The sequence below is a fragment of the Halioglobus maricola genome, from assembly GCF_009388985.1.
GTDB classification, from domain to species: Bacteria; Pseudomonadota; Gammaproteobacteria; order Pseudomonadales; family Halieaceae; genus Halioglobus; species Halioglobus maricola.
Genome location: NZ_CP036422.1, coordinates 1,963,936 through 1,989,220 on the forward strand (window position 1 = coordinate 1,963,936; position 25,285 = coordinate 1,989,220).

Below are 25,285 nucleotides of genomic sequence, written 5' to 3' on the forward strand. Positions count from 1 at the left end.
CCCGCGACATCAACAGACTTTCTTGATAAGACTCTACTTTCTACTGATCTTGGCGACTGTGCTTGCCGTTGCGGATAGCACACCCTCGGCATTGTATAGACTCCCTTCCAAGAAGGCTGTCCTGTAACCTGCCTTCACAATTCTTCCCTCGGCCCTCAATAAGCCCGCGCGCGTAACATCAGGATAGCTCGTCTTTATCTCAAGCGATGACACCGCCTTCACGTTGTCCTCGCAAGCGAACATCGCATGGCTCATTGCTGCATCGAGCATAGCAGTTGTAAATCCGCCTTGGACAATGTCCACCGAGTGACAGAAATCTGTACTAACATTGAATTCAAAAGTACAGCTTTGGGCCTCGATGTCTACCGTAAGGAGGCGCGCGCCAAGCATTTGCAGGAATTTTGGTGCTTGCGCGTTGAACTTATCGACGAGGTTTTGTTCGTGTGTAGATCGCATTTATTCAAGTTCTCTCAAGATTCAGGTTAATGAAATGTGTCGTCAAAGACTTCTTCGGGTTCAAGGAATATGCCGTCGCACCACAAGAGTTTGGGGGCTACGTAGCCTCCCAGGCGGTCACGCTCGCGGGCATAGCCCAGGCAATTGGAGACATAGGTCACGCCGGCTATCGATCGGTTGCGTTGGTGGTGCTGATGGCCGTAGACATGCATGACCGCACCCAATCGCCTGATCTGCTCGTCGAGCTTGTCGCAGCCGGCAACCCGCGTGAAGTTGAACGTCGGTGCAGGGTCCTTAGGATAACTTGGGATCACAGCACCTTCCTGGCAGAAGCGCGCTGCAGCCTCCAGTTGGTCAAAGATCAGTTCCTTGCGCGGCAGGAAATGACTAAAACTTAGTATGGGAGCATCGTAAGAGCGTGCGATTGCTTCGTTGTTCAGTGACAGAAAATGATCGGCAATAGCGCCGCAATCCTGATCAAATCGGTCTGGCCATCGGCAGTAATAATTGTCCATCCAGTAGCTGTTTTTCCAGTCCTCTCCCTCTTTGTTAATAAGCAGGGTATGCCTGTCGGCTTCCGCTGTTCTGTACCAGGAATACAGTGGCACCAGCCAGACGGCACTCTGGCCCTTGCCGACCCTGAAAGGCTCGGTATAAACCCCGAGTCGCTGGCAGAGGTCCACAATGTCATGGAATTTTTCCAGTGAATCTGCCGCAGCCTCATCTCGCACCCAAAGTTCGTGGTTGCCGGGAACGTAGACTAGTTGAGCGAATTTCTGCTGCAAGCTGACCAGCAATTTTTCCAGCAGGCTCAGTGAATCACTCACATCCCCAGCGATGATCAATGTGTCATCAAGGTAGTCGTTGTTGGAAAGCGACAACATGTATCGCAGGTTTTCGGGATAATCCACATGGAGGTCTGAAATGGCGAAAATGCGTGGCATGCTTTGCTTGCAACGACCCTAAGGGGTGCTTGGCTTCAAATCTTGCGTCAACAATGTGCTGGCATAGATGTACCGATTATCCATACTGAAGCGGCCGCGATAACAGCACTTGATGCCCTTGTCTTGCTGATGAATGTCCGCCGTGAAACTCCAGTCAGAGAGGCAAAGCTGGACTTCCGCTTCCTGGAAGCCTAGAAAAACGTCATGGATTGGATTAAATACCTTGTAAAGCGTCTCTTTGATGCAAAATAGGGTTTTCCCCCAATCCAGCTTACGGTCGTCATCTGGCTGTCGGGCGATCCATTGTTGTTCACGCTCGGTACAGATTTTGGAAAGAACATTTGGGTTCATAGGTGTACGTGGCTCAACGTCGATACCGATGGCACGATAATGAGCCTGGGGTGCAACGGCGGCAGCACAATACCCCGCTGTGTGGGTGATGCTGCCAACATACCCAGCAGGCCAATCCGGGCGCTTGCCACCGGCTACGGGTAGCAGATTGATATTCTCTTCGAACCCGAGCTGCAGCAAGGCAGCTTTCGCAGCGTGGCGGCCACTACGAAACTCACGTTTACGTTTTTCCACGGCGTTAGCGACACATGCTTCTTCATCATCGTTTAGCAGTTGGGTCTGCATGGGCTCTGTCGCCACGACAAGAACGATATCTGGGGGGAGGTGATTAGCCAGCATTGCGAAGGTAGTCGACCCCCGTCAATTCCACAGAAAGATCCCAGAGCTTCTCCAGCTCCATCTGGTCAATCTTTCTCTGCGATACGCATATTGCTGGGCCCGCCATCTGCTTACGCTTCGAGGGTCCGCAGTATTCCCCGCCCTGTAAGGAAGAATCCGTAGCCGCCATCAAAGTCGGCCATGCACCTTGCTTGGGTGAATTTGCGAGCAATGCAAATAGTGGTGCAGCTAGCATTACCCACCATGGGAAGTGTCGCGACAGCTCGGTAGTGGCTATGCCTGGATGACAGGCGATGGAGACACAGTTAGAGCCGGATGCTTTCAGGCGCTTATCAAGTTCTCGCGAAAACGCGAGATTCGCCAGCTTACTCATGCTGTAGCGCTCCATCGCGTCGTACCCTGTCTCGGCATTTATGTCATCAAATAGAAACTTGCCCTTAACCGCGGCAAGGCTGCTTGTGTTCACTACGCGACCAGCTGGACCTTCATCTAACTTATCAAGCAGGAGGCCTGTCAGGGCAAAAGGGCCTAGATGGTTAACGCCAAATTGCGATTCGAAACCGTCGGCTGTTAGTTCGTAAGGAGGAATCATAATGCCTGCGTTGTTGATCAGCAGGTCCAGGCGAGGCATTGCATTGATCTGCTCAGCAGCTTCTCTTACCGAAGACAGGCTGCCAAGATCCAACGGTATGTATTTGAGCAATGCGCTACTGTGCGCTTGCCTGATCTGCTCCATCGCGGCCTCGGCCTTGGCTTCTGAGCGACAAGCAACAAGAACCTCAGCGCCACGGCCGGCGAGTACTTTTGCCGTCTCAAAGCCCAGGCCTGTGTTAGCGCCTGTTACCAAAACGGTATTACCGGTCATGCTCGGCACGTCCCGGTCGGTGAATCCTTTAAGCATAAGTGCACCTGTTCCTGGTGGGCGAGCACGCGACGTGCCCCACCATTTGAATAATAATAAATGACCATTTAATATATTTCGAACGGTACATGATATCAAATGCCAATACAATTACTATTCGCCGAGTCGTGAGGTAGACTTTGGAGTTACAAGCGATAGAGGAAACAGGACGCCATGCCAGCCCCCGCAAAACGCCGAACCCAGGCAGAACGCATCGAAGCCACTGAAGAGGCGATGTATGCGGCTGCTATCAAGTTAATCGCCAGGGACGGCCCCAACAAGATGACGCTTGCCAGTCTAGGCAAAGAGGCGGGCGTTAGTCCTGGGCTGGTCAACCATCGCTTTGGCTCGAAAAATAAGCTGCTCCAGGCTACCTGCATGAGGGTCCTGGAGGAGTGGACAGAGATGCTGCGTGAGTCTTCGGTGGGCCACTCTGACTCCAGTATTGAGACACTGAAGTCAATGTGCCGATTCTACCTGGACAACGTCGCCAAACGCAGTGATCTGGTGCTGGCGCAGAGCCGGCTGATGTCGGAAGGGCGCGCATTAATTCCCGAATTGCGAACCACCTTCCGCAAGTACAACCGCCAGATTAGTGACATGATTGTTGAACTGCTGGAAAACGGCCAGAAAACCGGCGAAGTCAATGCCGACTTGGACCTCAGGTCCTTTTCCCACATGTGCATTGGCATGCTCCGGGGAATCGGGTCGCTACACCTGATAGACAAGACTGTGGACATCAATGCGGCCTACGACATGATTACCAGCACCTGCACCGAGGTACTGAGTGCTCAGACGTGACCTGTCCGGGCTCGAAAATGGACCAGGCCTGGGCATTTCAGGCTTGCCAGGATTCGCGTAGACACACGCTATAGCCATATGTCCTCAAGGCCTAAAAGCACAAGAATATCGGTCCTGGCGAGCTATTGCTCGGTTTCATTACCCTTCGCCGCGCTCGGTCTGCCCTTAGCGGTTTATCTGCCGCCCTTTTTTGCGCAAGACCTTGGATTAGGTGTTGCAACCGTGGGGCTGATTTTTACGCTTGCCCGAATATGGGATGTTATCACCGACCCGACCATTGGGTATCTGATGGACCGTTTCCCCAGTCGATGGGGCAAACGCCGGCACTGGATCGCTTTAAGTGTACCAATCACAATAGCCGGCGCATTCGCAATCTATATGCCGCCGGATGCAGTATCGCCTTTCTATTTAGTCGCCTGGCTTTTTGTGCTCTATCTGGGCATGACCATAAGCTCGGTCACTCATCAGGCCTGGGGCGCTGATCTCACGACTTCATATCACGAGCGATCCCGTATTTACGGTTGGCGCGAGATCATTATGAGCCTTGGGATGCTACTGGTATTGATCGTACCTGCGCTCGCAGAACAACTATGGAATGTAGGCGCTCGGCAAAAAGTGGCCAGCATGGGTTGGTTTCTAATCATCAGCATGCCGATTACGGTTTTACTTTGCCTTAGGTTTGTACCCGACAAAGCAACCACTACACAGGTGCATACTCGTCTGACTGACATCATAGCTATTTTTAGTACCAATCCGGCCTATATCCGCTGCCTGATCGCAGTATTCCTCACGTTCTTTGCGGCTTCGGCGACGAGCGGTGTACTACTGTTTGCATTGAAGTGGATCTGGGGCCTGGAGGAGCAATCGAGCTCATTGTTATTGCTATTTTTCCTGCCGGCTATTTTCGGGGCGCCTCTATGGATGGCATTGAGCTATCGGATCGGTAAACCAAAGGCGTTACTCATTGCTATGCTGTACGGCAGTTGCTGCCAGCTGGGGCTACTTTTGGTGCCTCACAATGACATCGTTTCTATCGCGTTTCTGTTTACACTAATGGGGCTGGGGGTCAGTTCGTCACCCATCTTGTTACGATCTCTTTTGGCTGACACTACCGATTTGGACGCGCTGCAGAACAAGGGTACCTATCGCACAGGATTTATGTTCGCTTGTTTTACGACCGGTGAAAAGTTAGCAGGTGCCTTGGCGATTGGCAGCACCTATTTTCTGTTAGACCTTATCGGCTTCGACTCTACGGCAGAGCTTAACTCGCCTGAATCCGTACAGGGGTTATTGTACCTGGTCGTAGCTATACCCATTTTAGCCAATGCTGTGGCGATGCTGATGATCTGGCGGTTTCCTATTACGCCGGAAGCTCATAAGGAAATTATCGCTGAGCTGGAAGGTATTGGCGCACTAGCCAACCATTAGAAGGAACACACTATGTTGAAAGACAACTACGAATGTTTTGATGTCACTATTAGCGACAAGGTGGCCCACATCGTGCTATCTCGACCAGAAGCGATGAACAGCATGAATAAAGCCTTCTGGAACGATCTGCCTCAAATCATACAGGCAATCGATCGCGGTGCGCTTGCACGCGTTATCGTCATTTCCTCGCAAGGCAAGCATTTTACCGCCGGCATGGACTTGTCGATATTTGCGGGAGACGATCTCACTAGTGCTGAGCAGCACGACCAATACATCAACGCAGATGTTTTCCGCAATAACCTGAAACGCATTCAGCATAGTTTTAATGTCATCGAAGAGGCCCGCATGCCCGTCCTGGTGGCTTGTCAGGGAGGTGTTATTGGTGGAGGTATTGACATGATCTGCGCAGGTGACATTCGCTGGTGCACCAGCGATGCCTTTTTCTGTGTGCAGGAAACGAACATAGCCATGACTGCCGATGTCGGTACTTTTCCACGCTTGCAGCGGTATGTAAGCGAAAGCTGGGTAAAACAAATGGCTTACACTGGCGAACGAGTCCCTGCAGAAAAAGCCAAGGAGATTGGCTTGGTGAATGATGTTTTCGAATCACACGACCAGATGCTGACACACGTTATGGCCATAGCCAGTGAGATAGCCAAAAAGAGTCCTCTGGCTGTGACCGGGTGTAAAACGCTCATAAATTACGGCCGCGACCACTCTACTAGCGACACTCTGGATTACATTGGTGTGTGGAACGCCGGCATGCTCGCGGAAAGCCATATGCAAGAAGCTTTCACCGCCAGTATGGAAAAACGAGAAGCGGTGTTTCCTGAGCTAGGAAAAACTCGTGATACAGCGTTCTAGCATCAGCAGGTGATCACGCTGTGACCTCCAGCAACTTAGCGAGTCGTCTCGTGGAGCTGGCTGTTGCAGAGGGACGCTCCGATCAGAGCTGTAACCAAGGTCGCTTGGGGGCTATGTCGAATAAAGTCCAGGTTAAGGAAGAATCTTGTTAAGATCGCTCACGAAACTGTCGAACTGATCGTGATGGAGCCAGTGCCCGGCATTTTCATAGGCGATGACTTCAGCATTGCGGAAATGTGACAGGCGCCCGTCGGATTCAGGGCTTGAGGCCCAACTATTTTCGCCCCACATTAACCAGGTTGGACAGGTGATAGCCCCCCAAAGATCATGCAATACGTCTGAAGATAAATCGATAGGCGAGAGGGCGTTCAGGTGATAATCGAACTTCCAGCTATAACTGCCATCTTCGTTGCGGTTGAGGGCATGCCACGTTAAATGGCGCACTTGCTCGTCCGACAGCTGTTGATTCGCTGCTTTCATGCGCTGATAGGCCTCATCAAAATTTGAGTAGCACTTTGTTCCTCTGGCAGCATTCTTTTGCTTGGTTTCTATCCAGTCTCGTAAACGATCCAGTGATGGCTTTTCCTCAGAAGCTTTGTCTGGTGGGCTTAGTGGCCTCAAGCCTTCGATAGCCACCAGTTTTTCGACCTTATCAGGGTAAAGGCCGGCATATCTGAGAGCCATTGCTCCACCCAGGGAGTGTGCAACTATCCTGACTTTTTTATCAGCACTTAAGTTTTGGACCAGTTGCGCAATGTCGTAAATGAATGCATTTGAAGCGTAATTTCCATCGGGAGCCCAGGCGCTATCGCCATGGCCACGCAAGTCGGGGGCCACGACATGCCAATCATCTCTTAAACGTTCTGCGACCCAATCCCAGCTGCGACAGTGGTCTTTGCCGCCATGGATAAGGATGAGTAGGGGAGCTCCTGGGTTGCCCCAGTCGGTGTAGTGTAGCTTCAGGCGCTGTGAAATATAGTAATGCGAAGTAGGGTAGATCAATCGGTTATACCTGAGTATGAAGGGGTTTGTGGCTGCCCTAGAAAATCCAATAGCCACCATCGATAATAAAATCCTGGCCTGTATGCCAGCTGCTGGCATCGCTCATGATATAGACTGCTATCGCGGCGAAATCTGAGCCTTGGCCCAGCCGTTTAGTGGGGATCCTTGACATCGCTTTTTCTCTAAATGCCGGTGTATCAACTGTGCCTTTGGTAAGCCCTGTTTCCACAAAGCCAGGTAGAATGCTGTGTGCGGTAACGCCGTGTTTTGCATACTCTACTGCTAACGCCCGGATCATCGCGTTCAAACCACCTTTTGCTGCCCCATAGTGCTCGCCCCTGGGCTGGCCTGATATAGCGGCCAGGCTGGATGTTCCCACCAAGCGGCCAAATGGGTCACCGGCTAAGGCTCGCTCGCGCATATGCTTTGCAGCACTGCGAAATACGTAAAAGGCACCGTTCAGGTTGATGTCGATGATACGGTTCCACTCTTCATCCTCAAACTCATCAAAGCGAGTTATTTGGGCGCCATAGCCCGCGTTGGCAAAGCAGCCGTCTATCTTGCCGTGATCATGTAATGCTTTAGCAAAAGCTGCATCTACAGCAGCTGCATCTGTGACATCACAGATGTTGGCAGTAATTTTTGGCCCATAGGTTGAAAGCTTCTCCAAGGCGGCATCGTTTTTAGCCGCATTCGTACCCCATATGACTATTTCGCAGCCGTGTTCTGCCAGGCCCTCTGCCATACCGAGGCCAATGCCGCTGTTGCCTCCGGTAATCAGGGCGACTTTTCCAGTGAGATCAAACATAGGTTTTCCTTGAATCGATAAGATAGCGTGGTAAAACGGCGATCAGCCACTATTCGTAGTCAGGTTCTTCCCACCAAGGGAAAAAGTCGGGCAGGTTTTTTGGGACTGTATCGGGGTAGGCTGGGGCTCGCTTCTCCAGAAAGCTGGCTACGCCCTCGGCAGAATCTTTTGATTGGCCACGGCTGAAGACGCCACGGCTATCTACTTTATGTGCTGCCATTGGGTGGTCTTGTGTGGGTATGCGCCAAATCATATGTCGTGTGAGTGCGACTGAAACTGGCGCCGTATTATCCACGATTTCGCGCGCCAGTGATCGGGCAGCGCTCAACAGTTCGTCAGCAGGGTGTATCGAACGTATAAGCCCACCGGCCAAGGCTTCTTCAGGCCCGAAAATTCTGCCGGTCATACACCATTCCAGAGCCTGGGCGCGGCCAACGATTTTGGGTAAAAACCATGCGCAGGCAGATTCTGGCACTATACCTCTGCGTGCAAAAACGTAACCAAACTTGGCCTTTTCGCTGGCCAGCCGTATATCCATGGCAACAATCATAGAGCCACCGGCGCCAACAGCGGCACCGTTAATGGCGCCAATAATCGGCTTGTTGCATTGGTACATGCGCAAGGTGATAAAACCGCCGCCGTCACGGATGGAAGGATCACTGTAGTTGATGCTGCCGTCGGCATTTTTCGGGATCTGGTATTCAAACGGATTTGAGCTATCGCCTGGACCGGCTGATTGCGTAAGGTCTGCGCCAGCACAAAAACCTCGGCCTTCGCCAGTGACGATAACCGCTCTTACGTCATCATCAGCGTCGATTAGATCCAGCGCTTGAACCATTTCCTGCATCATTTGTACCGTCATAGCGTTTAGCTGGTCGGGTCGATTCAGGGTGATCGTCGCGATATGGTCTTCGACGTCATATTTGATTGTTTCGAATTGTTTGGTGTTCACCGGAGTCTCCTCAGTGCCAATTGCAATTGCTTGGCGTTATTGAATTGGGTCTATGTCGGTTGCCGATTACAAGGATAAGCCACCGTCTACCACTAAGTGATGGCCGGTTACGTAGGCGGCCAGTGGGGAGGCTAAAAACAGCACACCGCCCGCAATATCTTCAGGTGTGCCAAAACGACCGGCAGGGCATGTTTTAGCAAATTCTGCCTCTTGCTCTGGGCTCGATTGGTTGGCTGTTAGTTTGGTGGGCACCATACCGGGAGCCAGGGTGTTGACACGAACGCCTTTGCGGCCCCACTTTTGAGCCAGTGCCTTGGTAAGCTGTACCAGACCAGCCTTGCTCGCGGTGTACGCGGGGTTAGCAGGTGCGGGTCGAATGGATACGACAGAGTCGAGGTTAACGATATTACCCTTGCTGGCTTCCAATAGCGGGAAGAACTCAGTGCACAACTGCATTGCGCCGGTTAGATTGATGGTTAAAATCTTCTCGAAGCCTTCTCGTTCAAACTCCGCCTTGCCCCACAATACAGAGCCTATGCAATTTACCAATACATCCAGCGTTTGAAAATTTTGTGCGAGTGCTTCAATGGAATCGGCATCCTGGATATTCAGGGAATAAAATGTCATGCCCGAAAAATCATTGTCGTAATCTTCAGCAGTGCGTGTGCCGGTAATGGATACGTCTGCGCCCGCTTCTAACAGGGCCTTTGCCACACCGTAACCGATGCCGTCCGAGGCTCCGCATACCAATACGTTTTTGCCGCTAAAATCTAATGCATTTACCAAGCTCATATCGCTTTCCTGTGTTAAAAATGTTTTCCTGGTTTGAGTGAAGCGTCGGGCTAGGGGGTGATAAGTAGCTTCATTACACCGTCTTCCTGGGCATCAAACATGCGATAGGCTTCGGCGCCATCGGAAAGATCAAAGTGATGGGTGAATACGCCTTCGCCTTTAATTCGGCCAGATTGCAACATCGGGATAAGTTCGGGCCATGAATCTACAATACCGGCAATGCCCATGTGCACGACCAGGCTTTTGCCTTGAACGATATGCAGCGGCATGCTGGTATTTGCCTGGAGTATGCCCAGCACCGATAAACGGCCGCCGACGCGGGCCATTTTTACCGCCTGGGTGAGGGTGGGTCCAACACCGACGGCTTCTATGACTGAGTCGACACCCAGGCCCCTGGTATCTTCATAAACGCGTTGCACGGCTTCGTCGGGATGTAAGCCAATGGCTCCAAAGGTTTGTGCCATGTTGCGACGGCTAGCTTGCGGGTCGATGGCATAAACCGCCGAGGCGCCTACGGCAAGAGCAGCCTCTGCTGCAAGTCGTCCTATAGGCCCTTGCCCGATAACTGCCACCGTGTCACCAGGGCCAACCCCTGACATTTTCACACCGTAATAGCCGGTAGCTAGTGCGTCAGTTAGTAATATCGCTTGTTCGTCGCTAACACCCTCTGGAATGCTGGTTGCGGTAAGGTCGGCATTGACGACTTCAAGGTAGTCAGCATGTCCGCCGTTAAGGTCGGGAGAAATGCCGTAGGCTGTTCCGTGCGCTGCACCAGTGCGATACGCCTCGCACAAGTTGGCTTGCCCCGCAAGGCAGCGACGACATGTGCCACAGGCCGCGCCGCCGGAAATAACTATGCGGTCACCCACTTTGTGGGAGCGTACCCCCGAGCCTATTTCCATGACTTCGCCGATGGCTTCATGGCCGGTGCAAAAGTGTTGCATCGGTTGGGAGTAATCAAGCTTACCGATGCGGTCACCGTGATACATATGCAGGTCAGAACCGCAAATACTGCAGTTCAGAACCTTCACAACGAGATTGCGTTCATCACGGATAATAGGATCGTTGAAGGATTCGTAACGAATATCTTTGGGGCCGTTAAAGACTAGCGCTTTCATATTCTGCCTCTTTAATTTTTTAGACTTGAGTAGGGATACCCTGTGCAATCCAGCGATGAGCTCGATTGAAAAGCGTTAAGGTCAAGCCGTGTAAGTGATCGCCCATGGCCTTGTCGGCTTTACCGGCACATGCACGCGCATGGGTTCCTTCCAGAATAATGCCCAGCTTGTAGCAGGCCAGCACCGCGTACCACTGAAGAGATGTAAGGTCTCGGCTAGAGTGCTTGCCATAATGGGCAACCATTTCGGCGATGCTCAAAAAACCATCCGCGGGTTCGATGTTTGTCGTTGTAAAGCCGTCGCCGTCGTCACTGGTAGCCATTACCCAACCAAGATCTATTAACGGGTCACCTATCGTGCTCATTTCCCAGTCAATGAGTGCGGCGAGTTCGCCATTGTCATTGTTGGTCATGGTGTTGGCCATGTGGGCGTCGCCATGAATGATCCCAGGTGTGGTAGCTGCCGGAATATTGTTTTCCAGCCAGTCGTAAATCTCTTGCTGATAGGGCAGGGGAGAGTCGCCGTAGCCTTCAAGCTCATAGAAACTTTCTAATTCGCCGCGCCACCGCGCCGGTTGTCGTTGCAGAAAGCCTTCGGGCTTGCCAAAACCATCAAGGCCCAGGCTTGTGTAGTCCAGCATACCTAGCTTGGCCAGGGCTTCCATATGGCACTCCGACATACGTCGGCGGATGGTAGCATCGCTGCGGTGTGGCTCAGGCATGCCGGTGGATGGGTTGAACCCCTCCACCGGCTCCATTAGAAAGAAGGCTGCACCCAATATGGATTCATCTTCACAGTGGGCAATGTATCCGGGGTGAGGTATACCGCTGCCAGTGAGCGCCTGAAGAATCCGAGCTTCGCGCATCATAACCTTGTTGCTGCTGGCACGAAGGTGCTTGGGTGGACGTCTTAAAACAAAGGGGCGACCGCCGCGCTCAAAATAGAGCAAAATATTTTGGGTGCCACCGGTTAGCAGCCGTTGGTTTTCAAACGCGCCTTCGCTGGGTAGGCCTTGTGCCTGCATCCAGTCACTGAGTCGATCGAAATCAACCAGCTCTTTTTCTACAAGTGCTGGCATATTTATGCATTCTCTACAGCAGCTTTGATGGTCATTTTACCTAGCTGAGACATATGGACTTCACAAGGCCCATCGGTAAAACGAATCATGCGGGCGGTGGCGAAGATGTTGGCAATGGGGGTGTCCTGAGAAATTCCCATACCACCGTGCGCTTGCATGGCACGGTCAGCAACGTCTTGGCACATTTGCGGTGCAACAATCTTGATCATGGCAATCAGGTCTTTAGCTTCTTTGTTGCCCACTTTATCCAACTTGTCGGCAGCGGCCAGCGTCAGTAGTCGAGCCTGTTCAATCTCACAGCGAGACCTGGCAACGTCCTGACGAATGCTGCCCTGAGCAGACAGTTTTTTACCAAACGGTGCACGTTCTTCGACGCGGTGGCACATCAGATCCAGACAGCGCTGGGCGGCACCGATTTGACGCATACAGTGGTGGATACGACCTGGGCCAAGACGGCCCTGGGCAATTTCAAAACCCCGGCCTTCACCCAGAATGATGTTCTCTACCGGGACACGAACATTTTCAAGCAGAACCTCACCGTGGCCTGCGGGCGAGTGATAATGATTCATCACTTTTAGTGGACGAACCAAGGTAACCCCCGGGGTGTCTTTGGGCACAATAATGGTCGATTGTTGGGTGTACTTGGGTGCATCGAAGTCAGTTTTACCCATGACCAACAGCAGTTCACAGCGAGGGTCATAAACACTGGAAGACCACCACTTGCGACCGTTAATCACGTACTCATCTCCATCACGAACAATGGAGCACTCGACATTGGTGGCGTCGGAACAGGCTTTTTGTGGTTCGGTCATCAGGTAGGCAGAGCGAATGTCGCCGTCTAGCAATGGACGCAACCACCGTTCTTGCTGTGCAGAGGTGCCATAACGAGCCAGGACTTCCATATTGCCGGTGTCAGGTGCGCTACAGTTAAACACCTCACTGGCAAATCCCACGCGGCCCATCAGTTCTGCCAGAGGGGCATACTCCAGGTTAGTCAGACCCGGGCTGAATTCACCATACTCTTTAGGCAGGAAGAAGTTCCAGAGGCCTTCAGCCTTTGCCTTGGCTTTGAGCTCTTCCAGAATTGGCGGGACAACCCACAGATTGGCTGGGTCGGTCGTAAAGTCTTCGTAAGCCTCTTCGTTAGGGTAAATATGTTCCTGCATAAAGGCTTCAATGCGAGCCATTAGCTCTTTTACTGCGTCCGTATGTTCAAAATTCATCAATAACTCCCTCGATGCTGGCTTATGGTCGTACTGTCCGACCAAAATTGCATATTATTGGAGCGGTGTGATACAGTCAAGCTCATGCCGACCCAAACCTTGCAGCGTGAGCCCCTCTACCGCCAGATCTACCAGATCCTGGAGAGCCAGATTCTGAAAAGTGAACTGAGGGTGGGAGACACCATTCCCGCCGAACAGGCCCTCGCCGACAGCCTGCAGGTGCACCGCTCATCTGTTCGTGAGGCACTGCGCCTGCTGGAGGAGAATGGCCTGGTGGAAAGAAAGCCCGGCGGCAAGAAGCTGACAGTGCGTTCACCTGATCGCAATAAGATAGGCAGTCGGATTTCCAATACGCTTATTCTCGAAGAGGTCACCTTCAACGAACTTTATGAGGCCATCCGAATTATCGACTCAGATATAGCGGGTGTAGCTGCCGAAAAAATTTCAGACAGTCAGTTGGATAAGTTGGCAAAAAACCTGCGCCAGACTGAGGCGAACCTGGGCGACAGCGAAGCCCTGGAGGAATTGGATTTCGAATTCCACACGCTGATCGCCGAGGGCTGCTGTAACCGGGTATTGCAGCTGAGCAGGCTGGGTATTTCACAACTGTTCTTTCCTGCGGTGCATCAACTTATGACTAATCTGGATGTTAACCAGCGGCTGCTGGAGGCTCACCGACAGATCTACGAAGGATTGCGCAATCACGATCCGGAGCATACGCGCACCTGGGTGCTGAAGCACACGGATGATTTCAAGCGTGGTTATGAAGTAGCAGGGCTGGACATGCAGGGGGCAGTGGGTTCCTTAACCAGTAACGTAGTCTAGTCTGAAAAGTGGTAGTGCCTACTCGATTGCTCGATTTCTTAAGTGCTAACGGGTTATTGCAACTTCGGTCAATGTAGCTGGCACACCGGTGCGTTTGAGTACCATTACATCGCCATTGTTGGCCGGACATGTCAATTTTGGGCAGCGATTGTCATTCCCTTCTGTATTTAAATCGTGCAAGTCTTACTCTCCAGTCGACTATAAAAAAGTCCAATCGAGGGCAATGCTATGACTACAGCGGAAAACAAGCTAGTTGGTAAAGACGATCAACATTTTGATGTAATTATTGTTGGAGCGGGTATCTCCGGTATTGGCTCGGCCTATCACTTGCAAAAAAACTGTCCAGACAAACGTTTTGCCATTCTTGAGATGCAAGACACGTTTGGTGGCACCTGGAAAACTCATAAGTATCCCGGCGTGCGCTCTGATTCAGATCTATATACTTTTGGCTATGACTTTAAGCCCTGGGTCGGCGATCCGATTGCTACCGGGGAAGAAATACTCAACTACATGGGCGAAGTCATAGAAGAAAATGGCCTGGCTCCGCATATACGTTACGGCCATCGTATTACGGCCTGCAGTTGGTCCAGTGCCGAAAACATCTGGCATATCGATGTTACTCGTCTCGTCGATGGAGAACAGCTGAAGTTTACCTGCGGCTTCCTGTGGATGTGCCAGGGCTACTACGATCACGAAAAGCCCTATCTCCCCGACTGGTCGGGGATGGATCGATATCAAGGCGTGCTTGTACATGCGCAGCTATGGGATCCGAATACCGATTACACCGACAAGCGTGTCCTGGTGATTGGCTCCGGAGCAACAGCTGCAACGGTGATTCCCGAGTTTGCGAAAACAGCAAAGCACGTGACCATGCTGCAACGTTCACCGACCTATTTTTACTGTGATGAGAATCGAAATGAGCTGGCAGATCGTCTAAGGCTGATTGGCATAGACGAGGACACTATCCATCGCGTTGTTCGGGCCGACATTATCTATAAACAGTATGAGATGACCCAGCTTTCGGAGTCTGATCCTGATTCGATGATCGAGATGTTGAGGGACCAGATTCGCAGTTACGTGGGCGATGACTTCGAGTTTGAGCCCCACTTTGTACCAAAGTATCGGCCGTGGCAGCAGAGGCTCGCATTTTGTCCGGGAGCCGACATCTTTAAGGCCGCCGTCGATGGCAAATTGACGGTGGTGACGGACACCCTGGAGACATTCACCGAGAAGGGAGTGCGCACTGCATCTGGCGAAGAAATCGAAGCAGATATTGTCGTCGCAGCTACCGGATTCAATTTGAAGGTGATGGGGGGCATCCCGTTCGAAGTCGATGGTGAGCAGGTGAATTGGCACGAAACCGTCAATTATAGAGGCATGATGTTTACCGGTGTGCCCAACATGGTCTGGGTTTTTGGTTACTTCCGTGCCAGTTGGACACTGCGCGTGGATATGCTGGGCGAGCTCGTGTGTAAGCTATTCAAAAATATGGATGCACGAGAGGCAAAACGCGTTGAAGTGGCGTTGCGTGACGAAGATCAGGATATGCAGATATTGCCGTGGATCAGTGATGAGGAGTTCAATCCGAATTACCTGATGCGCGATCTCTCTCTTCTTCCCAGTCGAGGGAGTAAACCTGAGTGGCGTCATAATCAGGATTACTGGGTTGAACGAGAGCAGATTCCTGCCACCGACTTGAACGGCTCTGAGTTTGTCTATGATGGACACCGACATAGGTGATCACATCTGGCTCTGTACCAGGGCAGGGCGCTTCGACGGACTGGAACCATGCTCGAATCCCCGTGCGGAGCTTAACAAGATCGCCGAGAACCAACTGCAGGATCAACTGAACGAATGGGGCCAGACCTGGAGTCCGGCGGTCGGCTTGTTCAGCTTCAACCAATAAAAAGTTTCACATTGGCCGTTATCGTCAAGAAGTGGCCCAAACTATCATTCAAGCCTAGTCTCGGTATACCTACTCTTTATTGCGTAGGGGAAATCTCGTGCCTTATTTGCCCGCCCAGGAAATGTCAACCGCGCCCTGGTAGAGCAGGTAGTCAAGCAAGTGGCATGGGCGACGAGATGTTTACACTGATGACACAGTGTTTCAGCCAGCGGGCGCCCCGGGTTCAATGCAAAAGAATTTCTATAGCCGAGGGCACTCAACGCCTTCATACGACATAAAAAAGGGAGATTTATCTCATGAAGAACAAGTTTCGCATTGCAACAATGGCGGCTGCGGTAGCAGCAACCGGCAGTGGCGCATTGCCCGCTACGGCCCAACAGCTTGAAGAAGTTGTTGTAACAGCTCAGCGACGCGTAGAGAACATGCAAGACGTGGCTATCGCTGTCACCTCCGTGAGTGGAGATCAAATGGACGACGCCCGCGTATTCAATATTGAGAATATCAAGGCGGTCTCTCTCAGCATCTCTTTCAACAAGACCAATATTCCCTCTTCCTCTGCCAACATTCAGATCCGTGGCATTGGCACAACCGGCAATGCACGTACATTCGAGGGCGCTATCTTCGGAACTTATTGCCAGTGCCAAAACGGCTGTTTGATACGCGGAAACAATATTTTCAGCGCGACGATGCCAAGGGAAACGCGCCGAAAACGCGGTTCAATACAAAGATCGGTCACCACCGAGTGTTTGACGGTCGCGAATTTGCGCTGAGTGACATCAAGCAAATCCGTAGCAGTTTTTCCGGTGCAACCGTATACGATGTAATGCTTGCGGTAGTTGGTGGTTCGCTTCACAAATATCTGAAAGCCAAAAAGGACCTCCCGGAAAAGACGCTGAAAATTCGTGCGCCGATTTCCGTTCGTGATGAAAATGACAAGGACAGCGCGGGCAACCAGGTGGCGATGATGATCGTGGGTGGCGGCACGCATCTGGACAGCGCAGCAGAACGGCTGGAGTTTGTGATGGCCGAGACGCAAAGGTCCAAGGCGATGAATGAAGCGATCGGTGCGAAGACGCTCATGGAGATATCCGGCGCCATGCCTGCCGGGCTGACCGCTGCTGGAACAAAGATGATGGCGGGTCTTGCCGACCGGTTCAAGCCTCCAGTCAACACAGTCCTTACCAACGTGCCAGGCCCGAATTTCAGAATGTATTTCTCAGGCGCAGAGTTGGTCAAATCATTCGGCATGGGAATACTCGCCGAGGGGCAGGGGCTTTTCCATGTTGTGACGAGTTATAACGGCAACGTCATTCTCACGCTTCTTGCTGATCGAGATATCTTGCCTGATCCGGAGTTCTACGCCGAGTGCATGCAGGAGAGTTTCGACGACCTGCTGAAGGCCCAACCCCTTAAGAATTCAACGCCCAAGAAGCGCAAGCAGGCCTCTGCCAACTAGGCTCGTTCAGATCTTTTCGAATACTTTGAAGCAGTCATCTGATGATGTTGCATGACACCGTATAACCAGGGAAAAAACGCATGAAAAGAGAGATGTTACCACTGCAATGCTTCATGCAAAGAGTGAGCAAGCAGCCAAAAGCTGCTTACTTGCATCAGCCAGTGAACGGGGAGTGGACTACCTACTCGTATTCCGATGTGGCCAGTATGGCACGCAAAGTCGCCACAGGGCTCATAGAGAGAGGTTGTGAAAAGGGTGACCGAATCAGCCTCATTTCCAAGAATTGCGCCGAATGGTTAATCGCTGATCTGGGTATCATGATGGCAGGCATGGTCAGCGTCCCAATCTATCCGAACGCCGGTGTAGCGACCATCGAGCATGTGGTTGGCCACAGCCAGGCCAAAGCCATATTTATTGGGAAACTTGATGACTATACTGCTGTAGATGAAGCACTTGGCGAATGTGATCGAGTCACTTTCGGTGGATACGCGAAAGAGGGTGTGGATACACTGACGGACTGGTTTTCCCGCTTTGCTGAGCTCCAAGAACCGGTCATGCCACTGCCGGACGATTTGTGGACAGTCGTATATACCTCGGGCAGTACCGGCGTGCCCAAAGGCGTGGGCCTGACCTACAGCAACATACGCGCTTCCTCGCAGGAATTGCTCTCCGACAACTGTGACGTTGAGGGCCGCCACAGGGTGCTTTCATACCTGCCGCTTGCGCATGTGGCTGAAAGGGCCGCGGTAGAAATAGGGTCTATCTACGCCGATGTCGAGGTTTTTTTCAACGAATCGCTAGAGACATTTGTCAGTGATTTGCAGTACGCCAAGGTAACCCAGTTTGTGTCTGTTCCCAGACTCTGGGCTAAGTTTCAGGCGCAAGTGCTCGCCCAGATAGATTACGACACACTGGAAGGTCTACTGCAATCTGACGATGGCTCGACAGTGTCTGCAGCCATCCGCGACAAATTGGGGCTGGGCCACTGCAAAATCTTTGTATCAGGTACTGCACCGATAGCACCCGCCTTGCTAGCGTGGTATTCCCGCATCGGCATCGAGATCGTAGAGGGCTGGGGGATGACTGAGACTTCCGGAGTCGGAGCGGCCAATATACCCTTTGATCCAAGCCGCCTCGGAACAATAGGCATTCCCGTTAACGGACTGGAAATCAAGTTGTCTGAAGCTGGAGAGATGCTTATTCGCGGTGATTCAGTTTTCAGTAGTTACTACAAGAGCCCGGAAGCGACCGCGGAGTCTTTCGAGGATGGTTGGTTTCGCACGGGCGACAAGGCTGAGGTGAGCACTGAAGGTGTATGGCGCATCATTGGTAGAGTTAAGGAGCAGTTCAAGACAGCCAAGGGAAAATACGTATCACCTGTTCCCATTGAATCCCTTGTATCCGCGTGTCCGTTGATAGAACAGGTTTGTGTCACTGGGTCAGGGCAGCCGCAGCCTTACGCCCTTGTCGTATTAGCCCAGGGCGTGAGCGCGAGTAATGAAGACGTTGAAGCCGAGCTGGATCGTTTACTCGAGGATGTTAATGCAGGACTCGAATCACACGAACAGCTGTCTGGCGTGCTTGTGGTTCAGGATGAATGGTCCATCCTGAATGAAATGCTCACGCCTACCATGAAACTCAAGCGTAGCAATATCGAATCTGCCTACTCGCGGTTCAGCGATAGCGTTCGCGGGGTTAGATGGGCTGATTCGGTCGTGGCCTGATGGCCTATTGGCAGATCGCTGGCCGGAACCTTGTGCATCGTGTAGTGATACACGGATACATCTCAGCGTAAAGATTTGAACTAGTCTCAGTCGTTTGCGCTCGTGGTGCGGAGTTCAGCGCTTGCCAACGTATACTCCGGCGCTATCAATTGAGCATTTTCAGGACCTGACCAGCATGAATCAGACCAACGACCTCGTACTCATAACCGGTGGTGGCAGTGGCATGGGCCGCGAGGCTGCGCGCCGCTTTGCAGCAGCTGGCGCGACTGTGGCGCTTTTCGACGTCAATCAGGAGGGGATGGCTGAGACTGCTGCTGGTTTTGATACTGTGCACGCCTGGTCAGTAGATATCACTGATTTTGAGGCTGTTTGTGCTGCGGCTGCTGACGTTGTGGAGAAACATGGCCCGATCGGGCGTTTGTATAACTGCGCGGCGATCATGCCCTTTGGGATTCTTACCGAGCAGGACAATGCCATTATCCACAAGCAGATGGCGATCAACTACGGTGGGCTGGTCAATATTACTCAGGCAGTGCTGCCCGGCATGCTTGAACAGGGTCGCGGCGACTTTGTCAGCTTTGCCTCCATGGCCGGTTGGATTCCGATGCTGAAGACAGGCGCGTATTCAGCCACCAAGTTTGCGGTTCGTGCATTCACCGAGACCTTGTACCATGAGAATATCAACTCGGGTATTCGCTTTGCCTGTGTTTGTCCCCCAGCAGTTGCTACACCACTTCTGAAGCAGGGTAAGGAATCAGACTGGCCCAAGATGTTGGACAGCCAGGGTGAACCCCTCGCGCCTGGCGACGTAATTGATGCGATTGAGCAGTCCCTGGACAAGGGCAAATTTTTTGTTCTACCTACACGCGATAGTAGAATTGGCGTGTTGATGCGTCGATTCCTTCCGGGGCTTATCTGGAAGCAAGTACACGACGTTGAGGGTTTCTAGCCCGATTTGTGAGCGGTCTGGGCAGTACGGATAGATACACTAGCTGCGGTGGTGCCCTAAACTGGGGTAGTAACAGACTGATTTCACAGCGTATTATTAAGGCCCAATCGGTGGGCAGACACATCTAATAATAAGACGATCAGGAAGCGGGTATGACGACATCATCGGCCGGCGTTGGCTTTGAACACCTGGCGCCCCAGCGCGCTTTATCCCAACCCGCAAAGAGCGCCTTCAAAACATGGACGTTGACATGGATAGCCAGCACATTGGCTGTCATGGTCTTGTTTTACGTGGGTGTACTCGATTTTGTGAATAGTAGCCGGGCATCCATGTATCTGATCAGCGTCTGGCTCAATGGCTGGATTGTGGTCTGGTTTCTGCGGCGCTACAGCGGTCAGCAGAAGGAAGATTTGTATCACGATCTGCTCGTAGTCTGGATGGTCAGTTATGCGATCACCAATATCCAGTGGGAGATTCCCTGGGTCATTTTCTCGCCATTCGTGTTCGAGAATATTGTCACTTTAGAGGATCTTGTCGCGCAGACCGACTATATGCGCGAAAAACCCTGGCACCTCTACTATTGGGTGCTTTCCACGTTCGGCGCTCTCGACCTCCGGACGGTGAACCATAACGGCACGTTCTACGCGCTGGAGTGGTATGCGTTCGTCAATCTGGCGACCACATTCTATTTTTTCCATCTCAACAATAAACGCTCACCGTACCGCTACCTGGTAGTGGTGCTAGGGTGTGGTGAACCTATTGCGACGACCTTTATTTTTACATTCTCTGAAGTGTTCGACGGCTTCGTCAACATGCCGGGGAATATCTGGGATACTTTGCTTGCGCTTGTGTGGACGCAGTATCAGTACTTTGTTTTTCCAATGATATTTGGCGCTATTGGATGCAAGTTGCTCGTGCATGACTGGCGGCATTCGTGAGGCTTCTCAGTCTTGATCCAGTCCGTTATGGGCTTGTCTACGCGATGAAGCGCAGGCCCGCTCTTTCACACTCAGTACGACTTATTGGAACGTTTATCCTGGCTGCAGGCGTGACTGCCTGTAGTCAGTTTTCGCCCCAGCAACTTGAGCAGACCCGGCTGGACCTGGCGGAGCAGACAACACAAATTGTCCAGCAGACCGTCAAGCAATACCCGGACACTGAAGCGGAACTCAAGAGTGCAGCCGGTTTCTTTGCCGGGCAGTTCAGCGGTGCCAACATGTTGGTCGCCGGTGGCGGTACCGGGCTGGGGGAGCTACACGACAATCGCGACGGTAGTATCACTTACATCGACATCCGTAGACTCGACCTGGGTCCGGGTGTCAGTGCTTCGCGCTCCAGCGGACTGATCGTTTTCAAGGACGGTAAACTCCTGGACGAGTTTCGTAAAGGCAGAGCCATGCCATCTCTAAGCGCCGAATCCAGTATTGGCGATAGCGGCACAAAGCGCATCGCCTCGAGACAGGGTGAGGATTTCTCCCTTTACTACTTTGCTGAGCAAGGAGCGAGTGCCGTCCTTACGACGCGAGTGGTGAAAGCCAGCGTCAATGAAGCGTTGACGGATACGGGAGTTAGTGACATCGCAATACCTAATGCCACCCTCGATGACAGCGGTGACCACATCGAGAAGCCCCCGCGGCAGTGGGACCGCCCGCTACCCTTGATGGCGCAGCGCGTAGTCGATCTCGGTTACGATCTGCCACTTCCCTTCGGTGTGCGGCTGAACTATGCCGGCATTGACCAGGACATGTATCTTGGTAGCCTCGATGTCGGTTTTAACGGTGGCTCAAAAGAAGCATTCGAGTTCGTGAATTTCTCTGATGCCAGTGCAGAAAGTGATTCCGTGCAGCTGATTTTCGATGCCTGGCTGTTGCCGTTCATGAATGTCTCCCTGTTGGTCGGTGACCTCAAAGGCGATGCCCCAATGCTCATATCCCTTGACGGCAACGGCATGCTGGACCAGTTGGGAGAGGACTGCAGTCGGCCGGGGCCGAACCCACTGTGCAGGCTCTTGGAGGACCAGAGCTTCCTACTTGATATTGAACCTGATTTCAGCGGTACGACCTACGGGGTAGGGGTCATGTTCGCCGGGGGCTGGAATGATTTTTTTGTCACGATTCCCCTTAACTTCAGCTACGCGGATATGGATACCACCAAAACCGACGGTATCGCCTATACCGCCACCCCGCGTGTGGGCTACTCCTTCAAGCTGGGAAAATGGGGTACCGTCTCACCCTTTGTAGGCGGCAACTACCTCAAGGCGGAGCTGGATGTCACGGGCTCGGTGGATGTTCCAGGCGTGAGCCTCACTATTGATTACGAAATTCAGCAAAAGAATGTCGACCGTTGGAATGCACTGGTCGGCGCCAACTGGGATATCTCCAAGCGCTGGGCCGTGTCGGCGGAATACAATGGCTTCACCGGGTCGCGGGATGCGTTTATCACTTCGGTTAACTATCGCTTCTAGCCATAGGGTCAGATAGAGTGGGAATCATCAATGGATGACCCATTCCGAAGGGAAAGCAGGATGCGATCGAAAATTCTAATGATATGCGCAGCGGCACTCGTTGTGCTCCCCGCTAGTGCCCAGGACGAAACGGCCAGCGACAGTGATGTTCAGGATATGTCCGACCCGCTCGCGGTTTACACGCAGGTAGGAGCCGGTGTCACCAATAAGGGTATCAACCTGAAAGCTGGCAGGAGTTACGATACTGGTAGCCCCACGACCATGGCGATGAATGTACTTGAGGCCAAAGGCCTGCTCGGTGAGGCCGTGGGTTGGGACAGCGGTTCAGTGCGCGATAATTCTGCCGATTCTCTGCGTTTGCGCAACTTCAAAGTGGATTTGACCAACGGCCGGGGCGGGCAGTTGGATGTCAGTTATAACTTTGACGAGAATTATTTCGCTGAGGAGAGCGGCACAATTTCCTACGGGGTGATGCAGGCACTGCCGAAATTTGGCTCGATCAACATTTACCCCCTCGTGGGCCTGGGTCTTGCGTTTGGCAATAATGTGCTCGAGGACGATGGCAGTATCGACAGCGGTTATTCGATTCCCGGCACCTACGCCCTTGCCGGAATGTACGGGAAGTGGGCCATCACCGATAAAGTCTGGATGAATTACAACCCCTTCTTCCTCGCTACTTTGTCTGGCTCAGATATTTACAAAGATAACGCTTATGGCGCGGGCAACGACAACGTGCTGACACACGAGATCGCCCTGAGCTATCAGATCAGCCCGGTGTTTAATGTGCGTTACTTTGCCAACTTTACCGACGAGGTGGACTTTGCCGACGGCGACCATCGGGTTGAGTTTAACTACCAGCTCTAGACGCGTGTCGTCGATCGCGCCGAGTGTATATCTTGCTTGCCGCTAGATGCCTTACAATCCAGCAACGCAGCTAACGCGTGAAATCAAACTACTGGGGAATCTATTGTGCTGAAACGAATACTCTTGGGTGTACTGGTCGTGTTCATCGGTGGCGCCGCTTTCAGCTATTACCAGTTGAGGTCACTCGGGCTGATACCCAGGGCTGACTATGAAACACAGGCGCCGGAAGTCCCTGCGTTTACGCGCCCGGCGATTCTGGTGCACAGTAAAACCAATGGTTTCATACATAAAGAAGCTATTCCCGCGGGCAAGGCCATGCTTCAGCGAATTGCCGATGAGAACGGCTGGGAACTCTATTTCACTGATAACGCCGCTATTCACAATACCCAGGACCTGAATAAGTTCCAGGCCGTGGTATGGAACAATGTCTCTGGTGATGTGCTGACGACAGAACAGCGCGCAGCTCTGAAAACATGGATAGAGAATGGCGGCGGCTGGGTTGGCCTCCATGCATCAGGCGGTGATCCGTCTTATCAGTGGCAATGGTATGTAGACGAGTTGATCGGCGCACAGTTTGTTGGCCACACGATGGCCCCCCAGTTTCAGGACGCCCATGTACTGGTAGCAGAATCCATGCCGGGCATCACGGCGCATCTCGAGACGCCCTGGGTGGTGCCAGCTGAAGAGTGGTATGCCTTCGCCAGCAATCCGCGGGACAAGGGATACGAAATACTGCTCACCCTGGATGAAAGTTCCTATATCACCAAGGGGGAGACCTTCTTCGGTCAGGATCGGATGGAAGGAGAGCACCCCATCACCTGGCGTCATCTTCAGGGCGAGGGCAGGGTGTTCTACACGGCGATCGGCCACCAGGCGGCGACATACAGTATCCCTGGATTCCAGCGTATGGTTAGCGGAGCTCTTAGCTGGGTAGGGATGCCCACGGCACCGTAAACCCGGCGGTCATTTCTTCGGTCACTGCCCATAGTTCTGCCGCCATCTTGGCGTCAGTCATGTGGTGCGGACCACTTACATTGACTGGGTTGCAGTCTTCAAAGTATGCACCGGACACAGTGGCGAGCGCTGGCGCCGTTGCTACATAGAGCTGGGTCGCAGCACCCTGGGCCGGTGTTTTGGCGATCAGGCCGCCAAGCAGGCCAAAACCACGCCGAATAATGGTGGGAGCCGTGCGGGCGATGTTGGTTTTCACCAGGCCCGGGTGAATAGCATTACTGGTAACGCCACTACCTTGAAGTTGCTGTGAAAGTTGCAGCGAGAAGAGGGCGTTAGCCAGTTTTGAACGTCCGTACGCTTCCCCGGCATCGAAGACTTTTTCACCGCGAAGATTGTCGAAATCGATTCCCTGAGCGGGCGCCTGCGAGTAGCCCGAGCGGCTGCTCACATGGACTATCCTGCCACTGCCTCTGGCGACCATCGCAGGCAGGAGCTGATTGGCAAGTACAACATGGCCAAGGTAGTTCACCCGGAACATCTTTTCTATTCCACCTACCAACTCCAGGTCGCCGAACGTATTGATGCCGGCATTGAGTATGATGCTATCGGGCACCAGACCCATTGAGGCGATAGCTCCCGCGCAGTCCACGGCCGATTGGAAGTCACTGAGCTCGAGTGCGAGCGGCGTAGTCTTGCCTGTCACGCTGTCGCAAGCGACTTTGGCCTTTTCCAGGGTCCGGCCAGTACCCAGCACGTGGGCGCCGCGAAGGGCGAGCACGCGCATGGTTTCGTAGCCCAGACCAGAGTTGCAGCCGGTGACCAGCGCTACCTTGCCGGTGAGATCCAGTGCCGCTGTGACATCCTCTCCTGTCGATTGCTCGTCGAAGTTACCGATGGGGAGGCTTTGATTGATGCTGACTTGAAATTCGTTTGCACTGCACCCGGAAACAAACGGCGTGCTGGCAGCGGCCGTGCCGGCGAGTAGAATCTGACGGCGTGAAAGCATGTTCGATGGGCTCCGATGAAATTAATTCGTCTCAGTATAGCGAGTTTGTTGCGAATCCCCACCGCCACAAGATAAGCTTT

The 25,285-nt window shown here is 52.7% G+C and carries 26 protein-coding genes; 14 read left to right on the top strand and 12 right to left on the bottom strand.

Annotated features, from left to right (window positions below; translation table 11 throughout):
* Nucleotides 1-33: 33 nt before the first annotated feature.
* Genes EY643_RS08905 through EY643_RS08920 form a run of 4 tightly spaced genes read right to left on the bottom strand, consistent with a single transcriptional unit; the run spans nt 34 to nt 2,991 of the window.
* The gene (locus EY643_RS08905) at nt 34-456 is read right to left on the bottom strand and encodes a PaaI family thioesterase (protein ID WP_152661874.1); all 423 of its coding nucleotides are present in this window, start codon (nt 454-456) and stop codon (nt 34-36) included.
* Between the two features lie 26 nt (nt 457-482).
* Entirely contained in the window at nt 483-1,400 is a 918-nt protein-coding gene (locus EY643_RS08910; RefSeq protein ID WP_152661875.1) for a metallophosphoesterase, read from the bottom strand.
* 18 nt (nt 1,401-1,418) lie between these two features.
* On the bottom strand, nt 1,419-2,036 hold the full coding sequence (locus EY643_RS08915) for a 4'-phosphopantetheinyl transferase family protein (RefSeq protein WP_170287337.1): 618 nt from the start codon (nt 2,034-2,036) through the stop codon (nt 1,419-1,421).
* 43 nt (nt 2,037-2,079) lie between these two features.
* The gene (locus tag EY643_RS08920) at nt 2,080-2,991 is read right to left on the bottom strand and encodes an oxidoreductase (protein WP_152661877.1); all 912 of its coding nucleotides are present in this window, start codon (nt 2,989-2,991) and stop codon (nt 2,080-2,082) included.
* Nucleotides 2,992-3,165: 174 nt separating this feature from the next.
* Here EY643_RS08920 and EY643_RS08925 point away from each other — a divergent pair, with 174 nt between their 5' ends.
* From EY643_RS08925 to EY643_RS08935, 3 genes are all read left to right on the top strand, one after another.
* Nucleotides 3,166-3,792, top strand: a complete 627-nt coding sequence (locus tag EY643_RS08925; protein ID WP_152661878.1) for a TetR/AcrR family transcriptional regulator — start codon at nt 3,166-3,168, stop codon at nt 3,790-3,792.
* Between the two features lie 78 nt (nt 3,793-3,870).
* Nucleotides 3,871-5,220, top strand: a complete 1,350-nt coding sequence (locus tag EY643_RS08930) for an MFS transporter (protein WP_152661879.1) — start codon at nt 3,871-3,873, stop codon at nt 5,218-5,220.
* A 12-nt stretch (nt 5,221-5,232) separates the two neighbouring features.
* The gene (locus EY643_RS08935; protein WP_152661880.1) at nt 5,233-6,084 is read left to right on the top strand and encodes an enoyl-CoA hydratase-related protein; all 852 of its coding nucleotides are present in this window, start codon (nt 5,233-5,235) and stop codon (nt 6,082-6,084) included.
* Between the two features lie 132 nt (nt 6,085-6,216).
* Here the strand turns inward: EY643_RS08935 and EY643_RS08940 are convergent, their stop codons facing one another.
* The 7 genes from EY643_RS08940 to EY643_RS08970 all read right to left on the bottom strand — a co-directional run bounded on the left by EY643_RS08940 (nt 6,217) and on the right by EY643_RS08970 (nt 13,057).
* The gene (locus EY643_RS08940) at nt 6,217-7,086 is read right to left on the bottom strand and encodes an alpha/beta fold hydrolase (RefSeq protein ID WP_205743189.1); all 870 of its coding nucleotides are present in this window, start codon (nt 7,084-7,086) and stop codon (nt 6,217-6,219) included.
* Between the two features lie 37 nt (nt 7,087-7,123).
* Nucleotides 7,124-7,894, bottom strand: a complete 771-nt coding sequence (locus EY643_RS08945; protein ID WP_152661882.1) for an SDR family NAD(P)-dependent oxidoreductase — start codon at nt 7,892-7,894, stop codon at nt 7,124-7,126.
* A 49-nt stretch (nt 7,895-7,943) separates the two neighbouring features.
* A complete protein-coding gene (locus tag EY643_RS08950) occupies nt 7,944-8,846 on the bottom strand; it encodes a crotonase/enoyl-CoA hydratase family protein (RefSeq protein ID WP_152661883.1) in 903 nt (300 codons plus the stop codon).
* Between the two features lie 66 nt (nt 8,847-8,912).
* Nucleotides 8,913-9,638 (bottom strand): SDR family NAD(P)-dependent oxidoreductase, encoded by a 726-nt coding sequence (locus EY643_RS08955; RefSeq protein WP_152661884.1) that lies wholly within the window; start codon nt 9,636-9,638, stop codon nt 8,913-8,915.
* A gap of 50 nt (nt 9,639-9,688) precedes the next feature.
* A complete protein-coding gene (locus EY643_RS08960; RefSeq protein ID WP_152661885.1) occupies nt 9,689-10,756 on the bottom strand; it encodes an alcohol dehydrogenase catalytic domain-containing protein in 1,068 nt (355 codons plus the stop codon).
* Nucleotides 10,757-10,775: 19 nt separating this feature from the next.
* Entirely contained in the window at nt 10,776-11,834 is a 1,059-nt protein-coding gene (locus EY643_RS08965; RefSeq protein WP_152661886.1) for a phosphotransferase family protein, read from the bottom strand.
* A gap of 2 nt (nt 11,835-11,836) precedes the next feature.
* On the bottom strand, nt 11,837-13,057 hold the full coding sequence (locus EY643_RS08970) for an acyl-CoA dehydrogenase family protein (RefSeq protein WP_152661887.1): 1,221 nt from the start codon (nt 13,055-13,057) through the stop codon (nt 11,837-11,839).
* Nucleotides 13,058-13,141: 84 nt separating this feature from the next.
* Between EY643_RS08970 and EY643_RS08975 the strand changes: the two genes are divergently transcribed.
* The 11 genes from EY643_RS08975 to EY643_RS09020 all read left to right on the top strand — a co-directional run bounded on the left by EY643_RS08975 (nt 13,142) and on the right by EY643_RS09020 (nt 24,199).
* Nucleotides 13,142-13,882 (top strand): FadR/GntR family transcriptional regulator, encoded by a 741-nt coding sequence (locus EY643_RS08975; protein WP_170287338.1) that lies wholly within the window; start codon nt 13,142-13,144, stop codon nt 13,880-13,882.
* A gap of 228 nt (nt 13,883-14,110) precedes the next feature.
* Entirely contained in the window at nt 14,111-15,622 is a 1,512-nt protein-coding gene (locus tag EY643_RS08980; RefSeq protein WP_152661889.1) for a flavin-containing monooxygenase, read from the top strand.
* A complete protein-coding gene (locus tag EY643_RS19670; RefSeq protein ID WP_205743190.1) occupies nt 15,603-15,788 on the top strand; it encodes a hypothetical protein in 186 nt (61 codons plus the stop codon). The genes EY643_RS08980 and EY643_RS19670 overlap by 20 nt, the downstream gene beginning before the upstream one ends.
* Nucleotides 15,789-16,084: 296 nt before the next feature.
* Nucleotides 16,085-16,558 (top strand): hypothetical protein, encoded by a 474-nt coding sequence (locus EY643_RS08985; protein WP_152661890.1) that lies wholly within the window; start codon nt 16,085-16,087, stop codon nt 16,556-16,558.
* Entirely contained in the window at nt 16,531-17,244 is a 714-nt protein-coding gene (locus tag EY643_RS08990; protein WP_152661891.1) for a WS/DGAT domain-containing protein, read from the top strand. Before EY643_RS08985 ends, EY643_RS08990 begins: the two co-directional genes overlap by 28 nt.
* Before the next feature lie 80 nt (nt 17,245-17,324).
* On the top strand, nt 17,325-18,968 hold the full coding sequence (locus EY643_RS08995) for an AMP-binding protein (RefSeq protein WP_205743191.1): 1,644 nt from the start codon (nt 17,325-17,327) through the stop codon (nt 18,966-18,968).
* A 175-nt stretch (nt 18,969-19,143) separates the two neighbouring features.
* Complete coding sequence (locus EY643_RS09000) at nt 19,144-19,917, top strand: SDR family NAD(P)-dependent oxidoreductase (protein WP_152661892.1); 774 nt, start codon at nt 19,144-19,146, stop codon at nt 19,915-19,917.
* A gap of 152 nt (nt 19,918-20,069) precedes the next feature.
* Nucleotides 20,070-20,855: a hypothetical protein gene (locus EY643_RS09005; RefSeq protein WP_152661893.1), complete on the top strand. Its 786-nt coding sequence runs from the start codon at nt 20,070-20,072 to the stop codon at nt 20,853-20,855.
* A complete protein-coding gene (locus EY643_RS09010) occupies nt 20,852-22,381 on the top strand; it encodes a porin family protein (RefSeq protein ID WP_152661894.1) in 1,530 nt (509 codons plus the stop codon). The genes EY643_RS09005 and EY643_RS09010 overlap by 4 nt, the downstream gene beginning before the upstream one ends.
* A 60-nt stretch (nt 22,382-22,441) precedes the next feature.
* A complete protein-coding gene (locus EY643_RS09015) occupies nt 22,442-23,245 on the top strand; it encodes a hypothetical protein (protein ID WP_240732870.1) in 804 nt (267 codons plus the stop codon).
* Nucleotides 23,246-23,350: 105 nt separating this feature from the next.
* Nucleotides 23,351-24,199 carry a ThuA domain-containing protein gene (locus EY643_RS09020; protein ID WP_170287339.1) on the top strand — a complete coding sequence of 283 codons (849 nt, stop codon included), beginning with the start codon at nt 23,351-23,353 and terminating at the stop codon, nt 24,197-24,199.
* Here the strand turns inward: EY643_RS09020 and EY643_RS09025 are convergent.
* Nucleotides 24,168-25,205: an SDR family NAD(P)-dependent oxidoreductase gene (locus tag EY643_RS09025; protein WP_152661896.1), complete on the bottom strand. Its 1,038-nt coding sequence runs from the start codon at nt 25,203-25,205 to the stop codon at nt 24,168-24,170. The genes EY643_RS09020 and EY643_RS09025 overlap by 32 nt on opposite strands.
* Nucleotides 25,206-25,285 lie beyond the last annotated feature (80 nt).

Bases quoted from the DNA above. Each gene is read 5' to 3' on its own strand.
- EY643_RS08905 (WP_152661874.1), bottom strand. From the start codon at position 456: ATGCGATCTACACACGAACAAAACCTCGTCGATAAGTTCAACGCGCAA.
- EY643_RS08910 (WP_152661875.1), bottom strand. From the start codon at position 1,400: ATGCCACGCATTTTCGCCATTTCAGACCTCCATGTGGATTATCCCGAA.
- EY643_RS08915 (WP_170287337.1), bottom strand. From the start codon at position 2,036: ATGCAGACCCAACTGCTAAACGATGATGAAGAAGCATGTGTCGCTAAC.
- EY643_RS08920 (WP_152661877.1), bottom strand. From the start codon at position 2,991: ATGCTTAAAGGATTCACCGACCGGGACGTGCCGAGCATGACCGGTAAT.
- EY643_RS08925 (WP_152661878.1), top strand. From the start codon at position 3,166: ATGCCAGCCCCCGCAAAACGCCGAACCCAGGCAGAACGCATCGAAGCC.
- EY643_RS08930 (WP_152661879.1), top strand. From the start codon at position 3,871: ATGTCCTCAAGGCCTAAAAGCACAAGAATATCGGTCCTGGCGAGCTAT.
- EY643_RS08935 (WP_152661880.1), top strand. From the start codon at position 5,233: ATGTTGAAAGACAACTACGAATGTTTTGATGTCACTATTAGCGACAAG.
- EY643_RS08945 (WP_152661882.1), bottom strand. From the start codon at position 7,894: ATGTTTGATCTCACTGGAAAAGTCGCCCTGATTACCGGAGGCAACAGC.
- EY643_RS08955 (WP_152661884.1), bottom strand. From the start codon at position 9,638: ATGAGCTTGGTAAATGCATTAGATTTTAGCGGCAAAAACGTATTGGTA.
- EY643_RS08960 (WP_152661885.1), bottom strand. From the start codon at position 10,756: ATGAAAGCGCTAGTCTTTAACGGCCCCAAAGATATTCGTTACGAATCC.
- EY643_RS08965 (WP_152661886.1), bottom strand. From the start codon at position 11,834: ATGCCAGCACTTGTAGAAAAAGAGCTGGTTGATTTCGATCGACTCAGT.
- EY643_RS08970 (WP_152661887.1), bottom strand. From the start codon at position 13,057: ATGAATTTTGAACATACGGACGCAGTAAAAGAGCTAATGGCTCGCATT.
- EY643_RS08975 (WP_170287338.1), top strand. From the start codon at position 13,142: ATGCCGACCCAAACCTTGCAGCGTGAGCCCCTCTACCGCCAGATCTAC.
- EY643_RS08980 (WP_152661889.1), top strand. From the start codon at position 14,111: ATGACTACAGCGGAAAACAAGCTAGTTGGTAAAGACGATCAACATTTT.
- EY643_RS19670 (WP_205743190.1), top strand. From the start codon at position 15,603: ATGGACACCGACATAGGTGATCACATCTGGCTCTGTACCAGGGCAGGG.
- EY643_RS08985 (WP_152661890.1), top strand. From the start codon at position 16,085: ATGAAGAACAAGTTTCGCATTGCAACAATGGCGGCTGCGGTAGCAGCA.
- EY643_RS08995 (WP_205743191.1), top strand. From the start codon at position 17,325: ATGAAAAGAGAGATGTTACCACTGCAATGCTTCATGCAAAGAGTGAGC.
- EY643_RS09000 (WP_152661892.1), top strand. From the start codon at position 19,144: ATGAATCAGACCAACGACCTCGTACTCATAACCGGTGGTGGCAGTGGC.
- EY643_RS09005 (WP_152661893.1), top strand. From the start codon at position 20,070: ATGACGACATCATCGGCCGGCGTTGGCTTTGAACACCTGGCGCCCCAG.
- EY643_RS09015 (WP_240732870.1), top strand. From the start codon at position 22,442: ATGCGATCGAAAATTCTAATGATATGCGCAGCGGCACTCGTTGTGCTC.
- EY643_RS09025 (WP_152661896.1), bottom strand. From the start codon at position 25,205: ATGCTTTCACGCCGTCAGATTCTACTCGCCGGCACGGCCGCTGCCAGC.